This window comes from Vogesella perlucida (assembly GCF_979366545.1).
The window spans coordinates 86071-108563 of record NZ_CEETRO010000003.1; the positions used below are offsets into that span (position 1 = coordinate 86071).

The 22493-nt window shown below is 57.1% G+C and carries 34 protein-coding genes; 6 read left to right on the forward strand and 28 right to left on the reverse strand.

All coding sequences use genetic code 11. The features are described 5' to 3' along the window. Window positions 1-30: 30 nt before the first annotated feature. From ACZ9XP_RS05190 to lnt, 5 genes are read left to right on the forward strand one after another with little or no spacing between them, the layout of a single operon-like run. On the forward strand, window positions 31-378 hold the full coding sequence (locus ACZ9XP_RS05190) for a hypothetical protein (RefSeq protein WP_147686589.1): 348 nt from the start codon (window positions 31-33) through the stop codon (window positions 376-378). Then, window positions 375-1343 carry a PhoH family protein gene (locus tag ACZ9XP_RS05195; RefSeq protein WP_147686587.1) on the forward strand — a complete coding sequence of 323 codons (969 nt, stop codon included), beginning with the start codon at window positions 375-377 and terminating at the stop codon, window positions 1341-1343. Before ACZ9XP_RS05190 ends, ACZ9XP_RS05195 begins: the two co-directional genes overlap by 4 nt. Next, window positions 1324-1833, forward strand: coding sequence for an rRNA maturation RNase YbeY (ybeY, locus tag ACZ9XP_RS05200; RefSeq protein ID WP_147686585.1), 510 nt, complete (start codon window positions 1324-1326; stop codon window positions 1831-1833). The genes ACZ9XP_RS05195 and ybeY overlap by 20 nt, the downstream gene beginning before the upstream one ends. A gap of 8 nt (window positions 1834-1841) precedes the next feature. Continuing rightward, window positions 1842-2678 carry a transporter associated domain-containing protein gene (locus ACZ9XP_RS05205; protein WP_147686583.1) on the forward strand — a complete coding sequence of 279 codons (837 nt, stop codon included), beginning with the start codon at window positions 1842-1844 and terminating at the stop codon, window positions 2676-2678. Window position 2679: 1 nt separating this feature from the next. Beyond that, window positions 2680-4206: an apolipoprotein N-acyltransferase gene (gene lnt / locus ACZ9XP_RS05210; RefSeq protein ID WP_147686709.1), complete on the forward strand. Its 1527-nt coding sequence runs from the start codon at window positions 2680-2682 to the stop codon at window positions 4204-4206. Between the two features lie 187 nt (window positions 4207-4393). Here lnt and ACZ9XP_RS05215 read toward each other — a convergent pair whose 3' ends face one another. The 3 genes from ACZ9XP_RS05215 to aptA form a co-directional block, all read right to left on the reverse strand. Beyond that, the gene (locus ACZ9XP_RS05215) at window positions 4394-5977 is read right to left on the reverse strand and encodes a methyl-accepting chemotaxis protein (protein WP_240803450.1); all 1584 of its coding nucleotides are present in this window, start codon (window positions 5975-5977) and stop codon (window positions 4394-4396) included. Window positions 5978-6207: 230 nt separating this feature from the next. Next, on the reverse strand, window positions 6208-7695 hold the full coding sequence (locus ACZ9XP_RS05220) for a CoA-acylating methylmalonate-semialdehyde dehydrogenase (RefSeq protein WP_147686579.1): 1488 nt from the start codon (window positions 7693-7695) through the stop codon (window positions 6208-6210). A 66-nt stretch (window positions 7696-7761) separates the two neighbouring features. Continuing rightward, entirely contained in the window at window positions 7762-9078 is a 1317-nt protein-coding gene (gene aptA / locus ACZ9XP_RS05225) for an omega-aminotransferase AptA (protein WP_026107675.1), read from the reverse strand. A 125-nt stretch (window positions 9079-9203) separates the two neighbouring features. Between aptA and ACZ9XP_RS05230 the strand changes: the two genes are divergently transcribed. Then, entirely contained in the window at window positions 9204-10598 is a 1395-nt protein-coding gene (locus ACZ9XP_RS05230) for an aminotransferase-like domain-containing protein (protein ID WP_147686577.1), read from the forward strand. Window positions 10599-10642: 44 nt separating this feature from the next. On the opposite strand, the gene rplQ is transcribed toward ACZ9XP_RS05230, so the two are convergent. The 25 genes from rplQ to rplB form a co-directional block, all read right to left on the reverse strand. Then, complete coding sequence (gene rplQ / locus ACZ9XP_RS05235; protein WP_026107677.1) at window positions 10643-11035, reverse strand: 50S ribosomal protein L17; 393 nt, start codon at window positions 11033-11035, stop codon at window positions 10643-10645. A gap of 23 nt (window positions 11036-11058) precedes the next feature. Beyond that, a complete protein-coding gene (locus tag ACZ9XP_RS05240) occupies window positions 11059-12042 on the reverse strand; it encodes a DNA-directed RNA polymerase subunit alpha (protein WP_026107678.1) in 984 nt (327 codons plus the stop codon). Window positions 12043-12065: 23 nt separating this feature from the next. Beyond that, window positions 12066-12686 (reverse strand): 30S ribosomal protein S4, encoded by a 621-nt coding sequence (rpsD, locus tag ACZ9XP_RS05245; protein WP_147686575.1) that lies wholly within the window; start codon window positions 12684-12686, stop codon window positions 12066-12068. Window positions 12687-12704: 18 nt separating this feature from the next. Beyond that, window positions 12705-13100 (reverse strand): 30S ribosomal protein S11, encoded by a 396-nt coding sequence (gene rpsK, locus ACZ9XP_RS05250; RefSeq protein ID WP_017507353.1) that lies wholly within the window; start codon window positions 13098-13100, stop codon window positions 12705-12707. A gap of 18 nt (window positions 13101-13118) precedes the next feature. Next, window positions 13119-13481 carry a 30S ribosomal protein S13 gene (gene rpsM, locus ACZ9XP_RS05255; RefSeq protein WP_017507354.1) on the reverse strand — a complete coding sequence of 121 codons (363 nt, stop codon included), beginning with the start codon at window positions 13479-13481 and terminating at the stop codon, window positions 13119-13121. Between the two features lie 68 nt (window positions 13482-13549). Continuing rightward, the gene (gene rpmJ / locus ACZ9XP_RS05260; RefSeq protein ID WP_011137711.1) at window positions 13550-13663 is read right to left on the reverse strand and encodes a 50S ribosomal protein L36; all 114 of its coding nucleotides are present in this window, start codon (window positions 13661-13663) and stop codon (window positions 13550-13552) included. Window positions 13664-13698: 35 nt separating this feature from the next. Beyond that, complete coding sequence (gene infA, locus ACZ9XP_RS05265) at window positions 13699-13917, reverse strand: translation initiation factor IF-1 (RefSeq protein WP_017507355.1); 219 nt, start codon at window positions 13915-13917, stop codon at window positions 13699-13701. Between the two features lie 20 nt (window positions 13918-13937). Further along, window positions 13938-15254 carry a preprotein translocase subunit SecY gene (gene secY / locus ACZ9XP_RS05270; RefSeq protein ID WP_147686573.1) on the reverse strand — a complete coding sequence of 439 codons (1317 nt, stop codon included), beginning with the start codon at window positions 15252-15254 and terminating at the stop codon, window positions 13938-13940. Window positions 15255-15264: 10 nt separating this feature from the next. Next, window positions 15265-15699 carry a 50S ribosomal protein L15 gene (rplO, locus tag ACZ9XP_RS05275; RefSeq protein WP_147686571.1) on the reverse strand — a complete coding sequence of 145 codons (435 nt, stop codon included), beginning with the start codon at window positions 15697-15699 and terminating at the stop codon, window positions 15265-15267. A gap of 3 nt (window positions 15700-15702) precedes the next feature. Then, window positions 15703-15888, reverse strand: a complete 186-nt coding sequence (rpmD, locus tag ACZ9XP_RS05280; protein ID WP_017507358.1) for a 50S ribosomal protein L30 — start codon at window positions 15886-15888, stop codon at window positions 15703-15705. After that, entirely contained in the window at window positions 15881-16399 is a 519-nt protein-coding gene (gene rpsE / locus ACZ9XP_RS05285; RefSeq protein ID WP_147686569.1) for a 30S ribosomal protein S5, read from the reverse strand. The genes rpmD and rpsE overlap by 8 nt, the downstream gene beginning before the upstream one ends. Window positions 16400-16411: 12 nt before the next feature. Further along, window positions 16412-16765, reverse strand: a complete 354-nt coding sequence (rplR, locus tag ACZ9XP_RS05290) for a 50S ribosomal protein L18 (RefSeq protein ID WP_017507360.1) — start codon at window positions 16763-16765, stop codon at window positions 16412-16414. Between the two features lie 13 nt (window positions 16766-16778). Further along, entirely contained in the window at window positions 16779-17312 is a 534-nt protein-coding gene (rplF, locus tag ACZ9XP_RS05295; protein ID WP_147686567.1) for a 50S ribosomal protein L6, read from the reverse strand. Between the two features lie 12 nt (window positions 17313-17324). After that, a complete protein-coding gene (gene rpsH / locus ACZ9XP_RS05300; RefSeq protein WP_026107679.1) occupies window positions 17325-17720 on the reverse strand; it encodes a 30S ribosomal protein S8 in 396 nt (131 codons plus the stop codon). Window positions 17721-17733: 13 nt separating this feature from the next. Then, window positions 17734-18039, reverse strand: a complete 306-nt coding sequence (rpsN, locus tag ACZ9XP_RS05305; protein ID WP_026107680.1) for a 30S ribosomal protein S14 — start codon at window positions 18037-18039, stop codon at window positions 17734-17736. A gap of 4 nt (window positions 18040-18043) precedes the next feature. Next, window positions 18044-18583 carry a 50S ribosomal protein L5 gene (gene rplE, locus ACZ9XP_RS05310; RefSeq protein ID WP_017507364.1) on the reverse strand — a complete coding sequence of 180 codons (540 nt, stop codon included), beginning with the start codon at window positions 18581-18583 and terminating at the stop codon, window positions 18044-18046. Between the two features lie 9 nt (window positions 18584-18592). Beyond that, window positions 18593-18907 carry a 50S ribosomal protein L24 gene (rplX, locus tag ACZ9XP_RS05315; RefSeq protein WP_017507365.1) on the reverse strand — a complete coding sequence of 105 codons (315 nt, stop codon included), beginning with the start codon at window positions 18905-18907 and terminating at the stop codon, window positions 18593-18595. 11 nt (window positions 18908-18918) lie between these two features. Continuing rightward, window positions 18919-19287: a 50S ribosomal protein L14 gene (gene rplN, locus ACZ9XP_RS05320; RefSeq protein WP_017507366.1), complete on the reverse strand. Its 369-nt coding sequence runs from the start codon at window positions 19285-19287 to the stop codon at window positions 18919-18921. Between the two features lie 170 nt (window positions 19288-19457). Then, window positions 19458-19721, reverse strand: coding sequence for a 30S ribosomal protein S17 (gene rpsQ / locus ACZ9XP_RS05325; RefSeq protein WP_017507367.1), 264 nt, complete (start codon window positions 19719-19721; stop codon window positions 19458-19460). Between the two features lies 1 nt (window position 19722). Further along, window positions 19723-19911 (reverse strand): 50S ribosomal protein L29, encoded by a 189-nt coding sequence (gene rpmC / locus ACZ9XP_RS05330; RefSeq protein ID WP_017507368.1) that lies wholly within the window; start codon window positions 19909-19911, stop codon window positions 19723-19725. Further along, window positions 19911-20327, reverse strand: a complete 417-nt coding sequence (rplP, locus tag ACZ9XP_RS05335) for a 50S ribosomal protein L16 (RefSeq protein WP_017507369.1) — start codon at window positions 20325-20327, stop codon at window positions 19911-19913. The genes rpmC and rplP overlap by 1 nt, the downstream gene beginning before the upstream one ends. Further along, window positions 20311-21015: a 30S ribosomal protein S3 gene (rpsC, locus tag ACZ9XP_RS05340; RefSeq protein WP_017507370.1), complete on the reverse strand. Its 705-nt coding sequence runs from the start codon at window positions 21013-21015 to the stop codon at window positions 20311-20313. The genes rplP and rpsC overlap by 17 nt, the downstream gene beginning before the upstream one ends. Window positions 21016-21025: 10 nt before the next feature. Further along, window positions 21026-21355, reverse strand: a complete 330-nt coding sequence (gene rplV / locus ACZ9XP_RS05345; protein ID WP_017507371.1) for a 50S ribosomal protein L22 — start codon at window positions 21353-21355, stop codon at window positions 21026-21028. 9 nt (window positions 21356-21364) lie between these two features. Then, window positions 21365-21643 (reverse strand): 30S ribosomal protein S19, encoded by a 279-nt coding sequence (gene rpsS / locus ACZ9XP_RS05350; RefSeq protein WP_017507372.1) that lies wholly within the window; start codon window positions 21641-21643, stop codon window positions 21365-21367. Between the two features lie 14 nt (window positions 21644-21657). Then, complete coding sequence (rplB, locus tag ACZ9XP_RS05355; RefSeq protein WP_147686565.1) at window positions 21658-22485, reverse strand: 50S ribosomal protein L2; 828 nt, start codon at window positions 22483-22485, stop codon at window positions 21658-21660. Window positions 22486-22493: the final 8 nt, after the last annotated feature.

Below are 22493 nucleotides of genomic sequence, written 5' to 3' on the forward strand. Positions count from 1 at the left end.
GCCCGCTGCCCGGTCCCTACCGGAGCCACCATGCCACGCACCCTGCCCCTGATTGCCTGCCTGCTGCTGGCCGCCTGTGCCAGCCTGAAGCAGCCCGACCCCGCCACGCTGGACTGCGCCGGCCTGGCGCAAGCCGTGGCCGACACCAGCCTGGTGCTGGCCCGCGAGCGTACAAACCTGCGGGCGCCGGTTACACTGAACATCGGCTTGGGCGGTGCGGTAGGTAGCCACGGCAGCATCGGTGTCGGTTTTGGCCTGCCGGTGGGCACACCGCGCGCCGACGACGACCGCATCCAGGCCCTGGAAGAAAAGCTGGCCCACCTGCAAAGCCTGCAGCGCCAGCGCCAATGCCCGCCAACTACAGCAAAGCGTCCATGAGCGAATCTACCTGCACCCACAGTTTTACCCCTGTCGATAACGACCGCCTCGCCCGCCTGTGCGGCGCGCTGGACGAAAACCTCAAGCAGATTGAAACCGGGCTGGATGTGGTGATCCAGCGCCGCAGCGAGCAGTTCACCATGCGCGGCCAGCACGCCCACACCGCGCTGGCCCTGCTGCTGCGCTTTTACGATATGGCCGAAAAACGCGATCTGGGCATACGCGACATCCAGCTTGGCCTGGTAGAAGCACGCCAGCACAACCCGCAGGGGGCGGACGACGACACCCCGCAGCTGGCTACCCGCCGCCGCGACCTCAAAGGCCGCACCCCGCGCCAGGGAGCCTATATCAAGGCGATCTTCGGCCACGACATTACCTTTGGCATTGGCCCGGCCGGCACGGGTAAAACCTACCTGGCGGTAGCCTGCGCCGTGGATGCCATGGAACGCGACGCGGTGAAGCGCATCGTGCTGGTGCGCCCGGCGGTAGAAGCCGGCGAAAAACTGGGTTTCCTGCCCGGCGACCTGGCACAAAAAGTAGACCCCTACCTGCGCCCGCTGTACGACGCGCTGTATGACCTGATGGGCTTTGACAAAGTGGCGCGCCTGTTCGAGAAGAACCTGATCGAAATCGCCCCGCTGGCCTATATGCGCGGCCGCACGCTGAACAACGCCTTCATCATTCTGGACGAGGCGCAGAACACCACGCCCGAACAAATGAAGATGTTCCTCACCCGTATCGGCTTTGGCTCGCGCGCGGTCATTACCGGCGACATCACCCAGATCGACCTGGCACGCCACCAGAAAAGCGGCCTGGTCGAGGTAGAGCGCATCCTGGGCAAGGTGCGCGGCATCCATTTCCATCATTTCCAGAGCGACGACGTGGTGCGCCACCCGCTGGTGCAGAAGATCGTCGACGCTTACGACCACTATCAGGCAAGACAAGATGAAAAAAGCGAAACGTAACCCCTTCCTGCAAAGGTTGGCCGCACGGCTGGACCTGACCCTGGAAGACCGCCTGGAAAGCGAACAGCCGCTGCCGGACGGCAAACAATGGCGCCGCTGGTGCCAGGCCGCCCTGCAGCGCCAGCACCGCCAGGCGCAGGTCTCGCTGCTGGTAGTAGACGAGGCCGAAGGCCGCCAGCTGAACCACGACTACCGCGGCAAGGACTACGCCACCAATGTGCTGTCCTTCGCGCTGAACGAAGGCGACACCGTGGCGGGCATGCCACTGTTTGGCGACCTGGTATTCTGTGCCCCCGTGGTCGCCCGCGAGGCCGCCGAGCAAGGCAAGACGCTGGACGCGCACTACGCCCACCTCACCGTGCACGGCATGCTGCACCTGCAGGGCTTTGACCACGAGCAGGACGACGAGGCCAACATCATGGAAGCGCTTGAAACCGCCATCCTCGCCAAGTTAGGCTATGACGACCCTTACGCCGCAGAGAAAACCTGACCCCATCTATGGACGACCCCAGTAAACCCGCCAGTTGGTTTGACCGCCTGCTAAACCGCTTTACCCACGAACCTGAAGACCGCGAAGAGCTGCGTGAGCAACTGCACGCCGCCTTCGAGCGCAACCTGATGGACGCCGAGGCGCTGTCCATGATCGAGGGCGTGCTGTCGTTTTCCGAGCAAAGCGTGCGCGACGTGATGGTACAGCGCAGCCAGATTACCGTGCTGAAGCTGGAAGACAGCATCGAAAAATGGCTGCCGCAGCTCATCGAAACCGGCCATTCGCGCTTTCCGGTCATCGGCGACGACAAGGACGACATCAAAGGCATCCTGCTGGCCAAAGACCTGCTGCACTACTTTCACCAGCCCGACGCCTTCGACGTGAAAAAAGTACTGCGCCCGATGGTATTCGTGCCGGAAAGCAAGCCACTCAATGCCCTGCTGCGCGATTTTCGCGCCAGCAAAACGCATATGGCCATCGTGGTGGATGAATACGGCGGCGTGTCAGGCCTGGTCACCATCGAGGACGTGCTGGAAGAAATCGTGGGCGAAATCGACGACGAACACGACCTGGAAGAGCAAGAAGACGATATCGTACCGGTACGCGGCGGGCGCTACCGCGTACGCGCCACCACCGCCATCGACGACTTCAACACCTTCTTCGACAGCACCCTGCCCGACGACGAAGTCGACACCGTCGGCGGCCTGGTGATGGCTAACCTGGGCTACGTACCCACACGCGGCGAAGGCCTGCAGCTGGACGACTGGCACTTCACCGTGATCCGTGCCGACAGCCGCCGCCTGCACGCCCTGCTGGTAGAGCGGCGTGCCGCCAAACCTAGCTGACATGCTACGCCACGCACTCACCCTGCTGCTGGCCACGCTGGCCGGTGCCAGCACCGTACTGGCCTTTGCCCCCTACCGCCTGTACTGGGTGGCCCTGCTGGCGCTGGCGGCGCTGATCCTGCTGGTACAACGTTGGCCGCAGCGCGCCTTTGGCCTGGCCTGGGTGTGGGGCGTGGCCGCCTACACCAGCCAGTTCTACTGGATCTACATCAGCCTGCACGATATTGGCGGCATGCCCCCGCTGCTGGCCGGCGGCATGACCCTGCTGCTGCCCATGTACCTGGCGCTCTACCCCGGCCTGGCCACCTGGCTGGCCGCCCGCATGCACCACCTGCCCGCTGTGCGCTGGCTGGTGGTGTTCCCCGCCGCATGGACGCTGGGCGAATGGCTGCGCAGCTGGGTGTTCACCGGTTTCCCTTGGGGCGCCATCGGCTATAGCCAGATTACCGAAAGCCCGCTCGCCGGCTTGGCCCCCGTGGGCGGCATCCATGCTGTGACCCTGGCGGTGGCGCTCAGCGCCGGCGTGCTGGCGCTGCTACCGCAAGCCGGTCTGCATCTAGCCAAGCGCGCTGCCCTTGGCGGCTTGCTGCTGTTGCTATGGGGTGGCAGCGGCTGGCTGCAACAGCAAACATGGACCACCCCAGCCGGCGCCCCGCTGCGCGTGGCACTGCTGCAAGGCAATATCCCGCAGGCGCTGAAATGGGATCCGGCCACCTTCGACTTCACCCTGGCCACCTACTACCGCATGGTGGTGCAGGCGCCACCGGCAGAGCTGACCTTGCTGCCGGAAACCGCGCTACCGGTGTTCCTGGACGACCTGCCCTCCGGCTACCTCACCATGATCAACGGCGTAGCCGACCGTAAAAAGACCGCCCTGGTCGCCGGCATCCCGCGCCGTACGCCGGATGGCCGTGGCTACCTGAACGCTGTCATCGCGCTGAACCAGCCCACGCAGGACTACTACGCCAAAAACCACCTGGTACCGTTTGGCGAATTCATCCCGCTGCCTGCCGTCACCAGCTGGATCTACCAGTTCCTGCGCATGCCGCTGTCCGGCTTTACCCCCGGTGGTACGGATCAGCTGCCGCTAACCATCGGCCAGCAAAAGGTCGCGTTCAATATCTGCTACGAAGACGGCTTTGGTGAAGAGCTGATCGGCCCGGCGGCCAACGCCACCATTCTGGCCAACGTCAGCAACCTGGCCTGGTTCGGCAAAAGCAACGCCATGAGCCAGCACCTGCAACTGTCGCAAGCGCGAGCCCTGGAAACCGGCCGCCCCATGCTGCGCGCCACCAATACCGGCATGACCGCCGCCATCGACCACCGTGGCGAGCTGATCGCCGCTGCCGCACCGGACACCCGCCAGACGCTGCTGGCCACGGTACAGGGCCATAGCGGCCTGACACCGTATATGCGCCACGGCAACGCGCCGGTACTGCTGCTATGCGCTGTGCTGCTGGCCATCGCCGGCGGCTGGGGGCTGTGGCACCGCCGGGCAGCCCAAACTAACAGCAAGGCAGCGGTGTAAAAGACAAGGTGGGCAATAGATAGCGTGAGCATGGCGCCACAGCCTGTGCCCACGCTGTTTTCACTTTATTAGCACGCGCATCCCGTTTCACTGCACCCGACAAAAAAGCTTGGCCGCGCGCCCTGTCACAGGCAATGCGGCCAAGCTTTTTATCTTACCGGCAGCGTCGCCGGGCTAGACCACGGGACTACACCTGAAAACGCGACACCATGCTGCGCAGGCGCTGGGTCAGCTCGTTCAGCTCGCCAATCGCCTGGGACGACTGGCCGGAGGCGGCAGCGTTGTTGGCTGCAGCCTGGGCGATCTGCTCCACATTGCGGGTGATCTCCTCGCTGGCGTGGCCCTGCTCGGCCAGTGCTTGCGAGATGTCTTTCACCACACCCACCACGCCGTTGGCACTGTCGCGTATCTGGTGGATAGCCTCGCCACCCTGCTCGGCCAGCGCCAGGCCGGCTTTTACGCGGTTGACGGCTTCTTCCATATTGCTGCGCGAGGCCTCGGAGCCAGCCTGAATCTCGTTGATCATGCCGGCGATTTCCTGCGTGGCGGCGGCAGTCCGCTCGGACAGCTTGCGCACCTCGTCGGCCACCACGGCAAAGCCACGGCCCATTTCCCCGGCACGCGCGGCTTCAATCGCCGCGTTCAGCGCCAGCAGGTTGGTCTGGTCGGCAATGTCCTTGATCACCTGCATGATGGTGGAGATGGTTTGCGTCTTGCTCACCAGATTGCCAATGGTGCCAGCCGCCTGGTCTACCGCGCTGTTGATGCGCTGCATTTCGCTGACGGCACTGGCAATCACTTCGCCGCCCTGGTTAGATAGTTGGCCGGAGCTGGCCGACACGGTACGGGCGTGCTCGGCCAGCTCGGCAATCTGCTTGATGCTGGCGGTAAGTTGCTCGATGGACGCGGCCATTTCGGTCGCCGCGTGGCTTTGCTGGTCGGAGCTGCTGGCAACCGCGGCGGCACTACCAGCAATATTGCCAGCCATGCCGGACAGGGTACTGCTGCTGCCGGCAATACCACCTACCAGCTCGCGCAGGTGCTGCTGCATATTGGCGACGGCGGCCAGCAGGCTGTCTTTATCGCCTGCGGCCAACGGTACCTGCACGTTCAGATCGCCCTGGGCGATGCGGTGTACCACGTCCCGTGTCAGTGCGGGGTCGCCGCCCAGCTGCTGCATCACGCTGCGGCGAATCAGGTAGCCCACGGTCACCACCAGCGCCACGGCCAGCAGCACCTCGACGATCAGCACATAAGCCTGTGCCATAAAGCCGGCCTGTACGTCGTCCAGGTAAATGCCGGTCCCCAGTACCCAGCCCCAGCCAGCGGTAGTGGCGATATAGGAAATCTTGTCTTGCGGGGTATCAAAGCCCGGCTTGTCCCACACATAGGCCACCAATCCTTTGCCGCCCCCGCTTTGCAAGGCTTGCTCGAACAACGGTTTCAGCGGCACACCAGAAGCATCTTTGACGCTATTCAGGTTTTTGCCAATCATGGCGGCCTTCGCACCATGCGCAACCCAGTTCCACTCGCGATCAAAGGCAAAAAAGTATTCACGTTCGTCGTAGCGCATGGCGTTCAGTACCGATGCGGCCTGCTTTTTGGCCTCGGCTTCGCTCAGCGCACCGCTGCTGGCCTTGTCTTCGTAGGCCTTCACCACGGTCATGGCCGACTCCACCAGATTACGTACTTTTATCTCGCGGTCTTCCAGCATGGTGGCACGCTCATGCATGAGCGACAGCACACCCAGCACACAGAGAATTACCGTCACCAACACCACCTGAAGCTGTAACCTACGCTTCAGCGACAAACCAGCGGTTTTTTGCATTCCATCACTCCCGTGAAGCATTTTTATTAAATCAGGCCGCATTGTGCGACACATTTGTATCAAGTAATTTAAGCCGCATCAGACAGTTTGTCATTGCCTTAAACAAAAAAAACCCGGCCAAAGCCGGGTTGAAGCTGCGATACAAGGGTTATCCCCCTATCGTGGACAGAGCATTACTTCATGGTGGGCATCACAAACTCGGCGGTGAGCTTGTCTGGCCAGCGCGTAGTGATGGTTTTCATGCGGGTGTAGAAGCGCACGCCTTCCGGGCCATGCATATGGTGGTCACCAAACAGCGACGCTTTCCAGCCGCCAAAGCTGTGGAAGGCCATGGGCACCGGGATGGGCACGTTCACACCGACCATGCCTACCTGGATGCGGTGGCCAAACTCGCGGGCGGCGGCACCGGAACGGGTAAAGATGCTGGTGCCGTTGGCGTACTGGTGGCTGTTGATCAGCTGTAAGGCTGTCTCGAAATCCGGCACGCGCACGATGGATAGCACCGGGCCGAAGATTTCTTCGCGGTAGATGGTCATCTCCGGCGTCACGTTATCGAACAGGCTGGGGCCCAGGAAGAAGCCGCTTTCGTAACCCGGGTGGCGGTAGCCACGGCCGTCGACGACCAGCTTGGCGCCTTCGTCCACGCCCTGATCAATGTAACCGGCGACCTTCTGCTGGTGCACGCGGGTCACCAGCGGACCCATTTCGGCGGCGGCGTCGTTGCCCACGCCGATTTTTAGCTGGCGGGCACGTGCGGCCAACTTCTCTACCAGCGCATCAGCAATGTCGCCTACCGCCAGCGCCACCGAAATCGCCATGCAACGTTCGCCGGCCGAACCGTAGGCGGCGCCAATCAGCGCTTCTACCGTGCCGTCCAGGTCTGCATCCGGCATCACCACCATGTGGTTTTTAGCACCGCCCAGTGCCTGCACGCGCTTGCCGTGGCGGGCACCGGTTTCGTAGATGTATTGGGCGATCGGCGTGGAGCCGACAAAGCTGATGGCCTGCACATCCGGGTGGGTCAGCAGGCCATCTACCGCCTGTTTATCGCCGTGCAGTACGTTGAACACGCCGTCGGGCAGGCCGGCTTGTTTGAGCAGCTCGGCCAGGAACATGGCGGCGGACGGGTCGCGCTCGGACGGTTTCAGAATAAAGGTGTTACCGCAGGCCAGCGCTACCGGGATCATCCACAGCGGCACCATGGCCGGGAAGTTGAACGGGGTGATACCGGCCACCACGCCCAGCGGCTGGCGCAGGCTGTGGCTGTCGATACCGCTGCCGACTTGCTCGGTAAACTCGCCTTTCAGCAGCTGCGGAATACCGCAGGCAAACTCCACTACTTCCAGGCCACGGGTGACTTCGCCCATAGCGTCCGACACCACCTTGCCGTGTTCTTGCGAAATGATCTCGGCCAGCTTTTGCGCATTGTCTTCAAGCAGGGCTTTGAACTTGAACATGACGCGGGCACGCTTCAGCGGCGAGGTCTCGGCCCAGGCCGGGAAAGCACGGCGGGCAGCGGCTACGGCAGCCTGGATGTCGTCATCGTTAGCTAGCGGTACGCGGGCAATGACTTCGCCCAGCGCCGGGTTGTACACTTCGGCAAAACGGCTACCCTGGCCTGCATGCAGCTCGCCAGCAATCAGGTGTGGAATGGTTTTCATGGTGTCAGCTTTATCAATGTCAGTATCAGTCCGCTGCGGCCAACGTTGGCCGCAGCGCCAGTAGGGTCAGTCGGCTTCGTGAATGGCTTCGCCAATGGTGGCAAACAGGCGGTCGATCTCGGCTTCGCTGATGATCAGCGGTGGCGACACGGCGATGATGTCGCCGGTAAAGCGCACCAGTACGCCTTTTTCCCAGCATTTCAGGAACACATCCATGCCACGCGCACCAGGTGCACCCGGCCGGCTATCCAGCTCGATACCGGCCACCAGGCCCAGGTTGCGAATGTCCTTGATATGGCGGGTGCCACGCAGCGCGTGGGCTTTTTCTTCAAAGCGCGGGGCTAGGTTGGCCGCACGCTGGAACAGGCCTTCGTCGCGGTACAGGTCCAGCGTGGCCACCGAGGCGGCGCAGGCCAGCGGGTGGGCCGAGTAGGTGTAGCCATGGGGGAACTCGATGGCACGGTCAGCCGCAGCCGCCATAAAGGCGTCGTGGATGGCAGGTTTGACGATGAGCGCGCCCATCGGCACCACGCCGTTGGACAGGCCTTTGGCACAGGTGATGATGTCCGGCAACACGTCGAACTTGTTGGCTGCCCAGTCGGCGCCCAGGCGGCCAAAGCCGGTGATGACTTCATCAAAAATCAGCAAGATGCCGTATTTGTCGCAAATCTCGCGCAGGCGTTTCAGGTAGCCTTTGGGCGGAATCAACACACCGGTGGAGCCGGCCATCGGCTCCACGATCACGGCCGCAATGGTGGACGGGTCGTGCAGCGTGGTGATGCGCGCTTCCAGCTCGTCGGCAAACTCTGCACCGAACTCCGGCTCGCCGCGCGTAAAGGCATTACGCGCCAGGTCGTGCGTGGAGCGAATGTGGTCGGTAGCCGGCAGAGCCACCGGGAACAACTTGCGGTTGCCGGCAATGCCGCCTACCGAAATACCGCCAAAGTTCACACCGTGGTAGCCGCGCTCGCGGCCCACCAGCTTCACGCGACCAGCGTCACCACGCACACGGTGGTAGGCAATAGCCATTTTCAAGGCGGTGTCGGCAGCCTCGGAACCCGAGTTCACAAAGAACACTTTATCCAGCCCAGCCGGTGCCATCTCGGCCAGTTTCTCTGCCGCTTCGAATGCCTTGGGGTGGCCCATCTGGAAAGGCGGCGCGTAGTCCAGCGTGGCAGCCTGGCGCTGAATGGCTTCCACAATGGGTTTGCGATTGTGGCCGGCATTCACGCACCACAAGCCAGCGCAGCCATCCAGAATGCTGCGGCCAGCGTCGTCCTGGTAGTACATACCGTCTGCGCTGACCAGCATGCGCGGGTTGGCCTTAAAGTGGCGGTTTGCCGTAAACGGCATCCAGAAAGCGTCCATTGCTTGGGGGTTCATTGCGGTGTCTCCTCTGCCTGATTGCAGCACTGATGGCATAAATGTAGGTGCCAAGCCAGTACAGTTACAGGTACAGTTAGGTCGCAAACACACCAAACCGTACTGGTAAAAAAATAGGTACAGTCATGAACCGCTATCAAAGCTACCTGGACCCCAGCCAACGCACCAAGGTAGAACAGCTGGTGCGCGGCATCCAGCAGGCCATTCGCGAGGGCCGCCTGACACCGGGTAGCAAGCTGCCATCGATCCGCGCATTTGCCAAAGAGATTGGTGCCAGCCCGTTCACGGTAAGCGAGGCCTACGACAGACTGGTACAGGAAGGCTGGCTGGCCGCCAGGGCGGGCTCCGGCTTTTATGCACAACGTAAACAACAGCAGAGCAGCGGCCAGGCGGTGCGCAAACAGCTCAGCGATTTGCCGCTGGATAGTGACTGGCTGCTCAGCGGTATCTATCAGGGAGAACAGCAGGGCATTCTGGCAGGCTGCGGATGGCTGCCAGCCAGCTGGTACGACGATCAGGCCCAGGTGCGCGCCCTGCGCAAGATCGCCCGCGAGCAGATAACAGAAATGACCTACGGCCACCCGCAGGGCCTGTTGTTACTGCGCGAGTTTCTGGCCGATAAACTGAGCCAGCAAGGCATGAGCTGCCATGCAGAAGAGATCCTGCTGACCCAGGGTGCCACGCACGCACTGGACATTGTGTGCAGTACCCTGCGGCTGGATGGCACAGCAGTACTGATAGATAACCCCGGCTACTGCAACCTGCTGTCGGCACTGCGCTTCAGGGAATGCCAGCTGCTACCGGTGAACTGGACACCACAAGGGCCGGATCTGCAGCAGCTGGAACAACTGATGCAGCAACACCGTCCGCGGGTGTTTTTTACCAACCCCTGGCTACACAACCCCACCGGGGCCAGCTATGCGCCGCATATTGCCCACGGCGTGCTGCGACTGGCGCAGCAGTACGACGTATTGCTGGTAGAAGATAATGTCTCGGCGGACCTGTTGGCCCATGGCGGGCCCAGTCTGGCCGCCATGGATGGCCTGCGTCAGGTACTGCACATCGGTAGCTTCAGCAAGGCACTGAGCCCGGCGCTGCGCGTAGGCTACCTGCTGGCACCGGCACGCTGGCAAGCCGCGCTGACGCGCGCCAAGATGTTGGCCGCACTCACCTCCTCTACCCACACCGAACGGCTCGCCTACGAACTGGCCAGCGACAGCAAATACAAACGCCAGAACAGCCGGCTGATAGAACGCATCGCGCAGAGTACCAGCAAGGCGGTAGCACGCTTCGAACAACTAGGCTGGCAGGTGTTTCAGCCCAATAGCAAAAGCATGTTCATCTGGGCCAGGCCGCCTCAGAGCGTGGTGATTGATCAGGAAAGTGCACGGCAGCAGCAAATCTTTCTGGCACCAGGCGAGCTGTTTAGTAGCGATGGCAGCAGCACGCCTTACTACCGTTTTAATGCAGCCTACCTGGACCATACGCAGTTCTGGCAATGGTTGGCCGCGCAACAATAGAAAAAGCCAGCGCAAGCGCTGGCTTTTTTTACAGAGGCTGTCGATTACTCGGCGGCTTCTTCTACTACCACTTCACCTTCCGGACGGTCTACCAGTTCTACCAGTGCCATCGGAGCGTTGTCGCCCTGACGGAAACCGTACTTCAGGATACGTACATAACCACCGTTACGGGCAGCGTAGCGCGGGCCCAGAACGTCGAACAGTTTTACAACCATTTCGCGGTCACGAGTACGGTCGAAAGCCAGACGACGGTTGGCCAGAGAAGGCTTCTTACCCAGGGTAATCAGCGGCTCGGCTACGCGACGCAGTTCTTTTGCTTTCGGCAGGGTAGTCACGATAACTTCGTGACGGAGCAACGAGTTCGCCATGTTGCGAAGCATCGCCAGGCGATGGCTGCTCGTGCGGTTCAGTTTACGATTGCTATTACGATGACGCATTGTAGTGTCCTTTTATCCCAAACTTACGGCTTCTCTAGGCCAGCCGGAGGCCAGTTTTCGAGCTTCATGCCGAGTGTCAGGCCTTTAGAAGCGAGAACTTCCTTGATCTCGTTCAGCGACTTACGACCAAGGTTCGGGGTCTTCAGCAGCTCGGTTTCCGTACGCTGAATCAGATCACCGATGTAGTAAATGTTCTCGGCCTTCAGACAATTGGCGGAACGAACAGTAAGTTCGAGATCATCGACTGGGCGCAACAAGATCGGATCGATCGGTGGCGCCTTCTCAACGACTTCCTCAACTGCTGTACCTTGCAAGTCTGCAAAGATCGACAGCTGATCTACCAGAATACGGGCCGCCAAGCGTACCGCTTCTTCCGGTTCGATCACACCGTTGGTCTCGATGTCCAGTACCAGACGGTCAAGGTCGGTACGTTGTTCTACACGGGCGCTTTCAACATTGAAGCTGACGCGGCGCACCGGGGAGAAGGAAGCATCAAGCTGGATAGTGCCGATCGCACGATTGTCATCGTGGTTGATACGGGCTGCTACCGGCTGGTAGCCGCGGCCTTTCTCAACCTTGATTTCCATATCGATTTTACCGCCAGCAGACAGATAGCAGATGACGTGATCAGGGTTGATCACTTCTACATCGTGCGGCAGTTCGATGTCACCAGCCAGGACAGGACCTTCACCTTCCTTTTTCAAGGAAAGAATCAGGCTGTCACGACCATGCAGCTTAAGCACTACGCCCTTCAGGTTCAGGAGGATGTCGACGACATCTTCCCGAACACCGTCAAGAGCGGAATACTCATGCAAAACGCCAGCGATTGTTACTTCGGTCGGAGCATAGCCCGGCATGGAAGAGAGCAGAATACGACGCAGTGCATTACCCAGAGTATGGGCATAGCCGCGTTCGAACGGCTCCATCGACACACGAGCATGTGTAGCCGAAACCGGCTGCACATCGATCAGTCGCGGTTTCAGAAATTCCGAAGCGCTGTTTTGCATAGTCATTCCTTAAGAGCTAGCGATTACTTGGAGTAGAATTCCACAACGAGTTGTTCGTTGATATCGCTAGACAACTCGGAACGCTCAGGAGCAGTTTTGAAGACACCTTCCATCTTTTTGGTATCAACAGCTACCCATGCCGGGAAGCCAATCTGCTCTGCCAAAGCCAGACCTTCTTGAATACGAACCTGTTTCTTGGACTTTTCACGAACAGCAACCACATCACCAGCTTTAACCTGGTAAGAAGGGATGTTCACTAGAGCACCATTCACGGTGATCGCTTTGTGGCTTACCAGTTGGCGAGCTTCTGCACGAGTGGAACCGAAGCCCATGCGATAAACAACGTTATCCAGACGAGCTTCCAGGATCTTCAGCAGGTTTTCACCAGTGGAGCCTTGGCGACGTGCAGCTTCGGCGAAGTATTTACGGAACTGACGCTCCATAATGCCGTAGATGCGACGTACTTTTTGTTTTTCACGCAGTTGAACACCGAAGTCGGACAGACGGGTGTTCTTGGCGCCATGCTGGCCAGGTGCAGTATCCAGCTTGCACTTGGTGTCCAGAGCACGACGGGCGCTCTTCAGGAAGAGGTCAGTCCCTTCGCGACGAGCGAGCTTACATTTAGGGCCGGTATAACGTGCCATTTCTCAGACTCTCCGAAATTAGATACGACGTTTCTTGGGAGGACGGCAGCCGTTGTGCGGGACTGGCGTCACGTCAGAGATGCTGGTCACTTTGAAACCCAGAGCATTCAGTGCGCGCACGGAGGACTCACGGCCTGGACCGGGACCCTTGATGCGAACTTCCAGGTTTTTTACGCCGTATTCTTGGGCAACTTTACCAGCGTGCTCTGCTGCTACCTGAGCGGCAAAGGGTGTACTTTTACGCGAGCCTTTAAAGCCAGCACCGCCGGAGGTAGCCCAAGACAAAGCATTTCCTTGACGATCGGTGATGGTAATGATGGTGTTATTGAAGGAAGCGTGCACGTGCACGATACCGTCGCTAACAGACTTGCGTACTTTTTTGCGTACACGGACAGCTGTGTTTGCTTTAGCCATTATCTGTGTTCCTTAAAATTACTTCTTACCGGCGATAGCCTTGCGCGGACCTTTGCGGGTACGAGCATTGGTACGAGTGCGCTGACCACGGCACGGCAGACCACGACGATGACGGAAGCCACGATAGGAACCCATGTCCATCAGACGTTTGATGCTCATGGTGATTTCACGACGCAGGTCACCTTCAACGGTGAACTTGGCGACTTCTACACGCAGAGACTCCATCTCGGCTTCGGTCAGATCCTTCACTTTCGAAGAAGGATTGATACCAGCGGAAGCACAAATGTGCTTAGCGCGGGTAGCACCAATGCCATAGATAGCCTGCAGGCCGATAACGGCATGCGCATGATTGGGGATGTTTACCCCTGCAATACGGGCCATTCTCTTTCCTTAAGCCTTAAGCTTGAAAAGGTTGCGATTGTAACACGACAAAACCAAGCTAACAAATGTTAGCCTTGTTTTTGTTTGTGACGCGGATCAGTGCAGATCACTCGAACAACACGGTTGCGACGAATGATTTTGCAGTTACGGCAAATTTTCTTTACCGAAGGTTGTACACGCATTTCAGTTCCTTTCTATCTGAAAAGAGCAAGTGCGATTACTTCGCACGGAACACGATACGGGCACGAGACAGGTCATACGGTGTCATCTCCACCGTTACCTTGTCACCAGGCAGAATACGGATGTAGTGCATACGCATCTTGCCAGAGATGTAACCCAGAACTACGTGTCCATTTTCGAGCTTGACCCGGAAAGTTGCGTTAGGCAACGTTTCCAGGACTTCACCCTGCATCTGGATAGTATCTTCTTTCGCCATAAAACCAGTTACCGTTTACCTTAACGATTACCGCCACTCTTGAAGTTTGCTTTCTTGAGCAGGCCTTCGTACTGATGGGAAAGAACATACGACTGTACTTGCGCCATGAAATCCATCGTTACTACTACCATGATCAGCAGAGAAGTGCCGCCAAAGTAGAAAGGAACGTTCCAGCTAAGGATGAGGAACTCGGGCATCAAGCAAACAAGTGTGATGTAGATCGCACCAATCAATGTGAGGCGGAGAATGATCTTCTCGATATACCGCGAAGTCTGCTCGCCTGGGCGGATTCCGGGAATAAATGCCCCACTCTTCTTCAGGTTATCTGCCGTTTCCTTGGGATTGAATACCAAGGCGGTGTAGAAGTAACAGAAGAAAATGATTGCCGCAGCGTACAGCAACACGTATACCGGCTGGCCAGGATGAAGCTTGTCTGCAATAGACTTCAGCACGCCAAGGCCTTCGGTATTACCGAACCAACCCAACACCGTTGCCGGGAACAGGATAATGCTCGATGCGAAAATTGGCGGAATCACACCGGCCATGTTCAGTTTCAGCGGCATGTGGGTGCTTTGACCCTGCACAACGCGGTTACCTACTTGACGCTTGGCATAATTAACCAGAACTTTTCGCTGGCCCCGTTCCACGAATACAACCAGATAGGTTACCGCAATCACTGCAACAAACAGCGCGATCACCAGCAGGATAGGCAGGGAACCTTGGCTAGTGAGCGTCAGGGTCTTACCAATCGCAGCGGGCACACCGGCAGCTATACCTGCGCAGATGATCAGGGAAATACCATTACCCAACCCGCGTTCCGTGATTTGCTCACCGAGCCACATCAGGAACATGGTACCGGTTACCAGCGAAACAACTGTCGTTACGTAGAACTCGAGCTGTGGTGCCACCACCAGACCAGGCTGTTTAAACAGCATTACCGCGATACCAAAACTCTGGAAGCTAGCCAGAGCCAAGGTTGCATAACGTGTGTACTGAGTTATTTTGCGACGTCCCGCATCGCCCTCTTTCTTCATCTGTTTGAGCGACGGAACGATCTCCGACGCCAACTGAAGAACGATAGAGGCAGAGATGTACGGCATAATGCCCAAGGCAAATACCGTAAATCTCTCCAAGGCGCCTCCCGAGAACATGTTAAACATGTCCAGGAGGCCCGTTTGCGACGACTGGAACAACTTCGCTAGTTCTGCAGGATTGATACCTGGCACGGGTACGTGTGCACCAATGCGGTAAACAATCAAAGCTCCGACCAAAAACAAGATACGGCGCTTGAGATCACCAAACTTGTTGGCGTTTCCAACTAGAGAAGTATTCGCCACGGATTGCGCCTTATTCTACGAAACTGCCACCAGCAGCTTCGATCGCAGCTTTAGCACCAGCGGTAGCAGCAACGCCACGCAGGGTAAATGCACGATCAACGGAGCCGGACAGGATCAGTTTGGCGCCCAGTGCTTGCACAGGAACCAGACCAGCCTGTTTCAGGGACAGCAGATCCACCTCGGCAACTGGCAGCAATGCCAGCTCGGACAGGCGAACTTCAGCCACATCACCAGCAGTCAGGGACTTGAAGCCACGCTTAGGCAGACGACGTTGCAGTGGCATTTGACCACCTTCGAAGCCTACTTTGTGGAAGCCACCTGCACGGCTCTTCTGACCTTTATGGCCACGACCAGCGGTTTTACCCAGGCCGCTACCAATGCCACGACCTACACGACGCTTGGCGTGTTTTGCGCCAGCGGCAGGCTTAATGGTATTCAGCAACATTTATCAGCCCTCGCTCTTAACCAGGTAGCTGATCTTGTTGATCATGCCACGGTTAGCTGCAGTGTCGATCACTTCAACGGTCTGATTGATTTTCTTCAGACCGAGACCACGTGCGCAAGCCTTGTGCGATTCAATACGACCAATCAGGCTCTTAACCAGAGTCACTTTGATGGTTTTGATATCACTCATGATCTGCCCCCAGAATCTGCTCTACGGTCAGACCACGCTTGGCTGCGATCTGAGCCGGAGTGTGGATCTTGCTCAGACCGTCCAGTGTTGCACGAACCACGTTGTACGGGTTGGTGGAACCATGGATTTTGGCCGAAACGTTGTGCACGCCCAGGGCTTCAAACACAGCACGCATCGGGCCACCGGCTTTTACACCGGCACCGTCTTTAGCCGGCTGCATGAACACGGTGGTAGCACCGTGCTTGCCTACGACTGCGTGGTGCAGCGTACCGTTTTTCAGCGGTACTTTAATCATGTTGCGACGTGCTTGTTCCATGCCTTTTTGTACAGCAGCAGGAACCTCTTTGGAACGGCCCTTACCCATGCCGATACCACCGTCGCCATCACCTACGACAGTCAGAGCCGAGAAGGCCATGATACGACCACCCTTCACCACTTTGGTGACACGGTTTACGCCGATCATTTTCTCGATCAGACCATCGCCACGATCTTCGATCTCGTGCTTAGCCATTCTTAACTCCGATTAGAATACAAGACCGTTTTCACGGGCAGCGTCTGCCAAGGCCTTGATGCGACCATGGTATTTGAAGCCGGAACGATCGAATGCAACTTGGCTTACGCCAGCAGCTTTGGCTTTTTCGGCAATTGCTTTGCCAACCACAACAGCTGCAGCAACGTTGCCACCGTTTGCAAGATTAGCGCGCACATCAGCTTCAAGACTGGAAGCACTAGCCAGAACACGGCTGCCAGTTTCGTCAATGACCTGAGCGTAAATGTGGCTATTAGTGCGGTATACGCACAGACGAGCCATCTTGAGCTCCGCAATACGTGCACGGGTTTTGCGTGCGCGGCGGAGTCGAGTCTGTTTCTTGTCCATTTCAGTGCCTCAATTACTTCTTCTTGGTCTCTTTCAGAACCACAACCTCATCAGCGTAACGAACACCTTTGCCTTTGTATGGCTCTGGGGAACGATATGCGCGGATTTCGGCAGCAACCTGGCCAACGCGCTGTTTATCAGCACCTTTGATCAGGATTTCGGTCTGAGTCGGTGTTTCGCACTTGATGCCAGCAGGCATCTGGTGAACTACCGGGTGGGAGAAACCGAGAGACAGGTTAAGAGCGTCACCTTGAGCTTGCGCGCGGTAACCTACACCTACCAGTTGCAGTTTCTTCTCGAAGCCTTTGCTAACACCAAGTACCATGTTGTTCAGCAGGGCACGCAGGGTGCCGGACATCGAACGGGCAAATTTGGTGTCATTGTTGGCCGCAAAAACCAGTTGGTTATCAACCAGTTTTACGTCAACATCGGCACACAGCGGGGTGCTCAAAGAGCCCAGCGCGCCCTTTACGGTTACTTCAGCAGCGCCGAACTTAACTTCTACGCCTGCAGGAATAACCACGGGGTTTTTAGCTACGCGAGACATTACACCCTCCGATTAAGCCACGACGCACAGCAACTCACCGCCGATACCGGCAGCACGTGCTTTACGATCAGTCATTACGCCACGCGAAGTCGAAACGATGGTAACGCCCAAACCGTTCAGTACCTTCGGAATCTCGGTGGAACCTTTGTAAACACGCAGGCCAGGACGGGATACGCGTTCGATACGCTCAATTACCGGGCGGCCAACGTAGTACTTCAGCTCAACTTCCAGAACCGGCTTTTTGTCAGCTTCGGTTACTGCGAAGTTTTCGATGTAGCCTTCATCCTTCAGAACCTGAGCGATTGCTACCTTCAGTTTCGACGATGGCATCGAAACATTGGTTTTAGCAGCGCGCTGGCCGTTACGGATGCGAGTCAGCATATCGGAAATAGGATCTTGCATGCTCATTCTGTATCTCCTATTACCAGCTGGCTTTAACAACACCCGGGATTTCGCCTTTCATAGCGATTTCACGGAGTTTGTTACGAGCCAGACCGAATTTGCGGAAAACGCCACGCGGACGACCAGTCAGTGCGCAGCGACGACGCTGACGTACCGGGCTGGCATTACGCGGCAGCTGCTGCAGCTTCAGACGAGCAGCAAAGCGCTCTTCTTCAGACAAATTCGGGTTATTGATGATGGCGAGAAGCTGTTCACGCTTGCCGGCGTACTTAGCCACGAGCTTCGCGCGCTTCTCTTCACGATTAATCAGAGCAAGAGTTGCCATGTGCTTAGCCCTTAAACGGGAATTTGAACGCAGCCAGCAGTGCGCGGGCTTCTTCGTCAGTTTTCGCGGAAGTCGTGATAGTAATGTTCATACCACGCAGAGCATCGATCTTGTCGTACTCGATTTCCGGGAAAATGATCTGTTCTTTAACGCCCATGTTGTAGTTACCGCGACCGTCAAAAGACTTGGCGGAAACACCACGGAAGTCACGAACGCGCGGCAGCGAGATAGTTACCAGGCGATCCAGGAACTCGTACATGCGTTCGCGACGCAGAGTTACCTTGCAACCTACCGGGTAGTTATCACGGATCTTAAAGCCGGCGATGGACTTGCGAGCAGCAGTAACAACTGGCTTCTGACCAGCAATCTTTTCCAGATCGCCAACCGCATGGTCCATAACTTTCTTGTCAGCAACCGCTTCGCCAACACCCATGTTCAGGGTGATCTTTTCAATGCGCGGCACTTCCATAACGGACTTGTAGCCGAATTGTTTGATCAGCTCTGGAACAACGGTGCTTTTGTAGAAATCATACAAACGTGCCATTTTTGCTCCTTACGCGCCCACGATTTCGCCAGTGGACTTGAAGACACGTACTTTTTTGCCGTCATCAAGAACCTTAAAGCCAACACGGTCAGCTTTCTGGGTAGCCGCGTTGAAAATAGCGACATTGGAAACATCCAGAGGCATTGTTTTTTCAACAATACCGCCAGCCACACCGCGGATCGGGTTAGGCTTCTGGTGTTTTTTCACCAGGTTGATGCCTTCTACCAATACCTTGCCTTCGAGCACGCGCAGTACAGCACCACGTTTGCCTTTGTCTTTGCCGGTGATTACGACGACTTCGTCGCCTTTACGAATCTTACGCATGGGTTCTCTCCTTACAACACTTCAGGAGCCAGCGACACGATCTTCATGAAGCGCTCGGTACGCAGTTCACGCGTAACAGGCCCGAAGATACGAGTACCGATCGGCTCAAGCTTGTTGTTGAGCAGAACAGCCGCGTTGCTGTCAAATTTAATCAGAGAGCCATCAGGACGACGAACGCCTTTAGCAGTGCGAACCACTACAGCGTTGTAAACATCACCCTTCTTGACACGACCACGAGGAGCAGCATCCTTGATGCTCACCTTGATAATGTCACCCACGCCGGCATAGCGACGTTTGGAGCCGCCCAACACCTTGATGCACATAACAGAGCGCGCACCAGTGTTGTCTGCAACATCCAAAATGGACTGCATTTGAATCATGTTTGATTACCTTTCTATCCAACTTAATTCCGCCTCTTTCCTTCTGAACATGAAGGAAACGCCGCAAAATGCGGCGTGTCTAGCGGCCAGTCTTGGACCCCGTCAGGGATGATTTCGGAGGAACCCCCGAAAACAGCCATTATACAGAGGGGTCGCCCCCTCTGCAAGCATTACACTTGGCGAGCTTTCTCGACCAGTGCAGTGACAGCCCAAGTTTTTGTTTTCGAGAGCGGACGAGTCTCGCTGATGACTACGATATCACCGGCGCGGAACTCGTTGTTCTCATCATGGGCATGAAACTTCTTGGAACGACGAATAACTTTGCCGTAGATCGGGTGCTTTACTTTGCGCTCAACCAGGACAGTTACTGTCTTATCCATTTTATCGCTGACTACTTTACCAGTCAGCGTACGAACCACTTTAGTGTCGCTCATATTATGCAGCCTTCTCTTTCAGAACGGTGCGGACACGCGCGATGTCACGACGCACTTTTTTCAGCTCGCTGTTTTTAGCCAGCTGCTGGGTTGCGTGTTGCATGCGCAGTGCGAACTGAGCTTTCAAAAGACCGAGCAGTTCGGCTTTGAGCTCATCAACGTTCTTGGCTCTCAGTTCAGTCGCTTTCATTACTGGCCCACCTGTTTAGTCACAAACACCGTCGGGATTGGCAGCTTGGCAGCAGCCAGACGGAACGCTTCACGAGCCAGTTCTTCAGCAACGCCGTCCATTTCGTACAGCATCTTACCTGGCTGAATTTCTGCCACGTAGTATTCAGGAGAACCTTTACCCCCACCCATACGAACTTCGGCTGGCTTGGAAGTGATTGGCTTGTCCGGGAATACACGGATCCAGATACGACCGCCACGTTTGATGTGACGAGTCATAGCACGACGTGCGGCTTCAATCTGGCGAGCAGTCAGACGACCACGGCCCAGAGCTTTCAGACCGAAGTCGCCGAAGCTCACCTTGTTGCCACGGGTAGCAATACCAGTATTGCGACCTTTGTGCTGTTTACGGTATTTGAGTCTAGTTGGCTGCAGCATTACGAGCTCCTGCCTTTCTGGATTTCTTCTCAGGTGCTACCGGGGCTGCCTGAACCTGACCTGGCTTCATGTCACCCTTGTAGACCCATACCTTGATACCGATAACACCGTAGGTGGTGTGGGCCTCGGAAGTAGCGTAGTCCACATCTGCACGCAGGGTGTGCAGTGGAACACGACCTTCGCGATACCACTCGCTACGGGCAATGTCGATACCGTTCAGACGGCCGGAGCTCATGATCTTGATGCCCTGAGCACCCATGCGCATTGCATTTTGCATGGAGCGCTTCATGGCACGACGGAACATTACGCGCTTTTCCAGCTGGGAAGCGATACCATCGGCAATGATCTGTGCATCGATTTCCGGCTTGCGAACTTCTTCGATGTTCACATGCACAGGAACACCCATGCGACGCTGCAGTTCTTTTTTCAGAACTTCAATGTCTTCACCTTTTTTACCAATTACAACACCTGGACGGGCGCTGTGAATGGTAATACGGGCGGACTTGGCTGGGCGCTCAATAACGATGCGGCCAACTGCAGCATGAGCGAGCTTCTTCTTCAGGAATTCACGAACTTCGATATCCTGCTTCAGCTGACCTGCAAAATCGTGCGAGTTTGCAAACCACTTGGAAGCCCAGTTTTTTGTTACTGCGAGACGGAAACCCGTCGGATGAATCTTCTGACCCATAGCTTACCCCTTAGTTGCCAACACTTAGCGTGATGTGGCAGGTCTGCTTCTCGATGCGGTTACCACGGCCTTTGGCACGTGCGGTAAAGCGCTTGAGGCTAGGACCCTTGTCAACATAGATGCTCGTCACTTTCAGAGTATCGATATCCGCGCCTTCGTTGTGCTCAGCGTTAGCAATAGCGGATTCCAGTACTTTCTTGATCAGTGCAGCACCCTTTTTCGGGCTGAAAGTCAGAATGTTCAGTGCCTGACCAACGGATTGACCGCGGATCAGATCTGCTACCAAGCGGCACTTCTGTGCCGAAAGGCGTGCATTATTCAGTTGTGCAGAAACTTTCATCGCATCACCTTATTTCTTCTTGGCCTTCTTATCAGCCGCATGGCCTTTGAAGGTACGAGTCAGCGAGAATTCACCAAGCTTGTGACCAACCATGTTCTCGGACACATAAACCGGCACGTGAGTGCGGCCGTTGTGTACGGCGATAGTCAGACCGATGAAGTCCGGCAGAATGGTCGAGCGACGGGACCAAGTCTTGATCGGGCGCTTGTCATTCGTCGCACGCACCGCATCCACTTTTTTCAGCAGGTGGAGATCAACGAACGGGCCTTTTTTAAGCGAACGTGCCATAAGTCAATTACCCCTTATTTCGAAAAGCGACGGCGTACGATCATATTGTCGGTACGCTTGTTGCGACGGGTACGGAAGCCCTTAGTTGGGGTACCCCATGGGCTTACTGGCACGCGACCTTCACCGGTACGGCCTTCACCACCACCGTGCGGGTGATCCACCGGGTTCATGGCAGTACCACGAACGGTCGGACGAATACCGCGCCAGCGGTTTGCACCGGCTTTACCAATCTTACGCAGGCTGTGCTCTTCGTTGCCTACTTCGCCAACAGTGGCGCGGCAGTCAACGTGTACCTTACGGATCTCGCCGGAGCGCAGACGCAGCTGGGCGTAAACGCCTTCGCGGGCCAGCAGCATAGCGGAAGAACCAGCGGAACGAGCGATCTGAGCACCTTTACCCGGCTGCAGTTCGATGCAGTGGATGGTGGTACCAACTGGAATGTTGCGGATAGGCAGGGCATTACCAGCTTTGATCGGGGCTTCAGCACCGGACATCAGCTCGGTACCTGGCTTAACGCCACGCGGAGCGATGATGTAGCGACGCTCACCGTCTGCATAGCACAGCAGTGCGATGTGGGCGGTGCGGTTCGGATCGTATTCGATACGCTCAACTTTGGCCGGGATCGCATCTTTGTTGCGACGGAAGTCTACGATACGGTAGTGCTTCTTGTGGCCACCACCCTTGTGACGGGTAGTGATGTGACCGTTGTTGTTACGGCCAGCAGTCGAAGTTTTCTTTTCAACCAGCGCAGCGAACGGAGCACCTTTGTGCAGGTCAGGATGTACGACCTTGACAACGGCACGACGACCTGCGGAAGTCGGTTTAACTTTTACGAGAGGCATGCTCTATC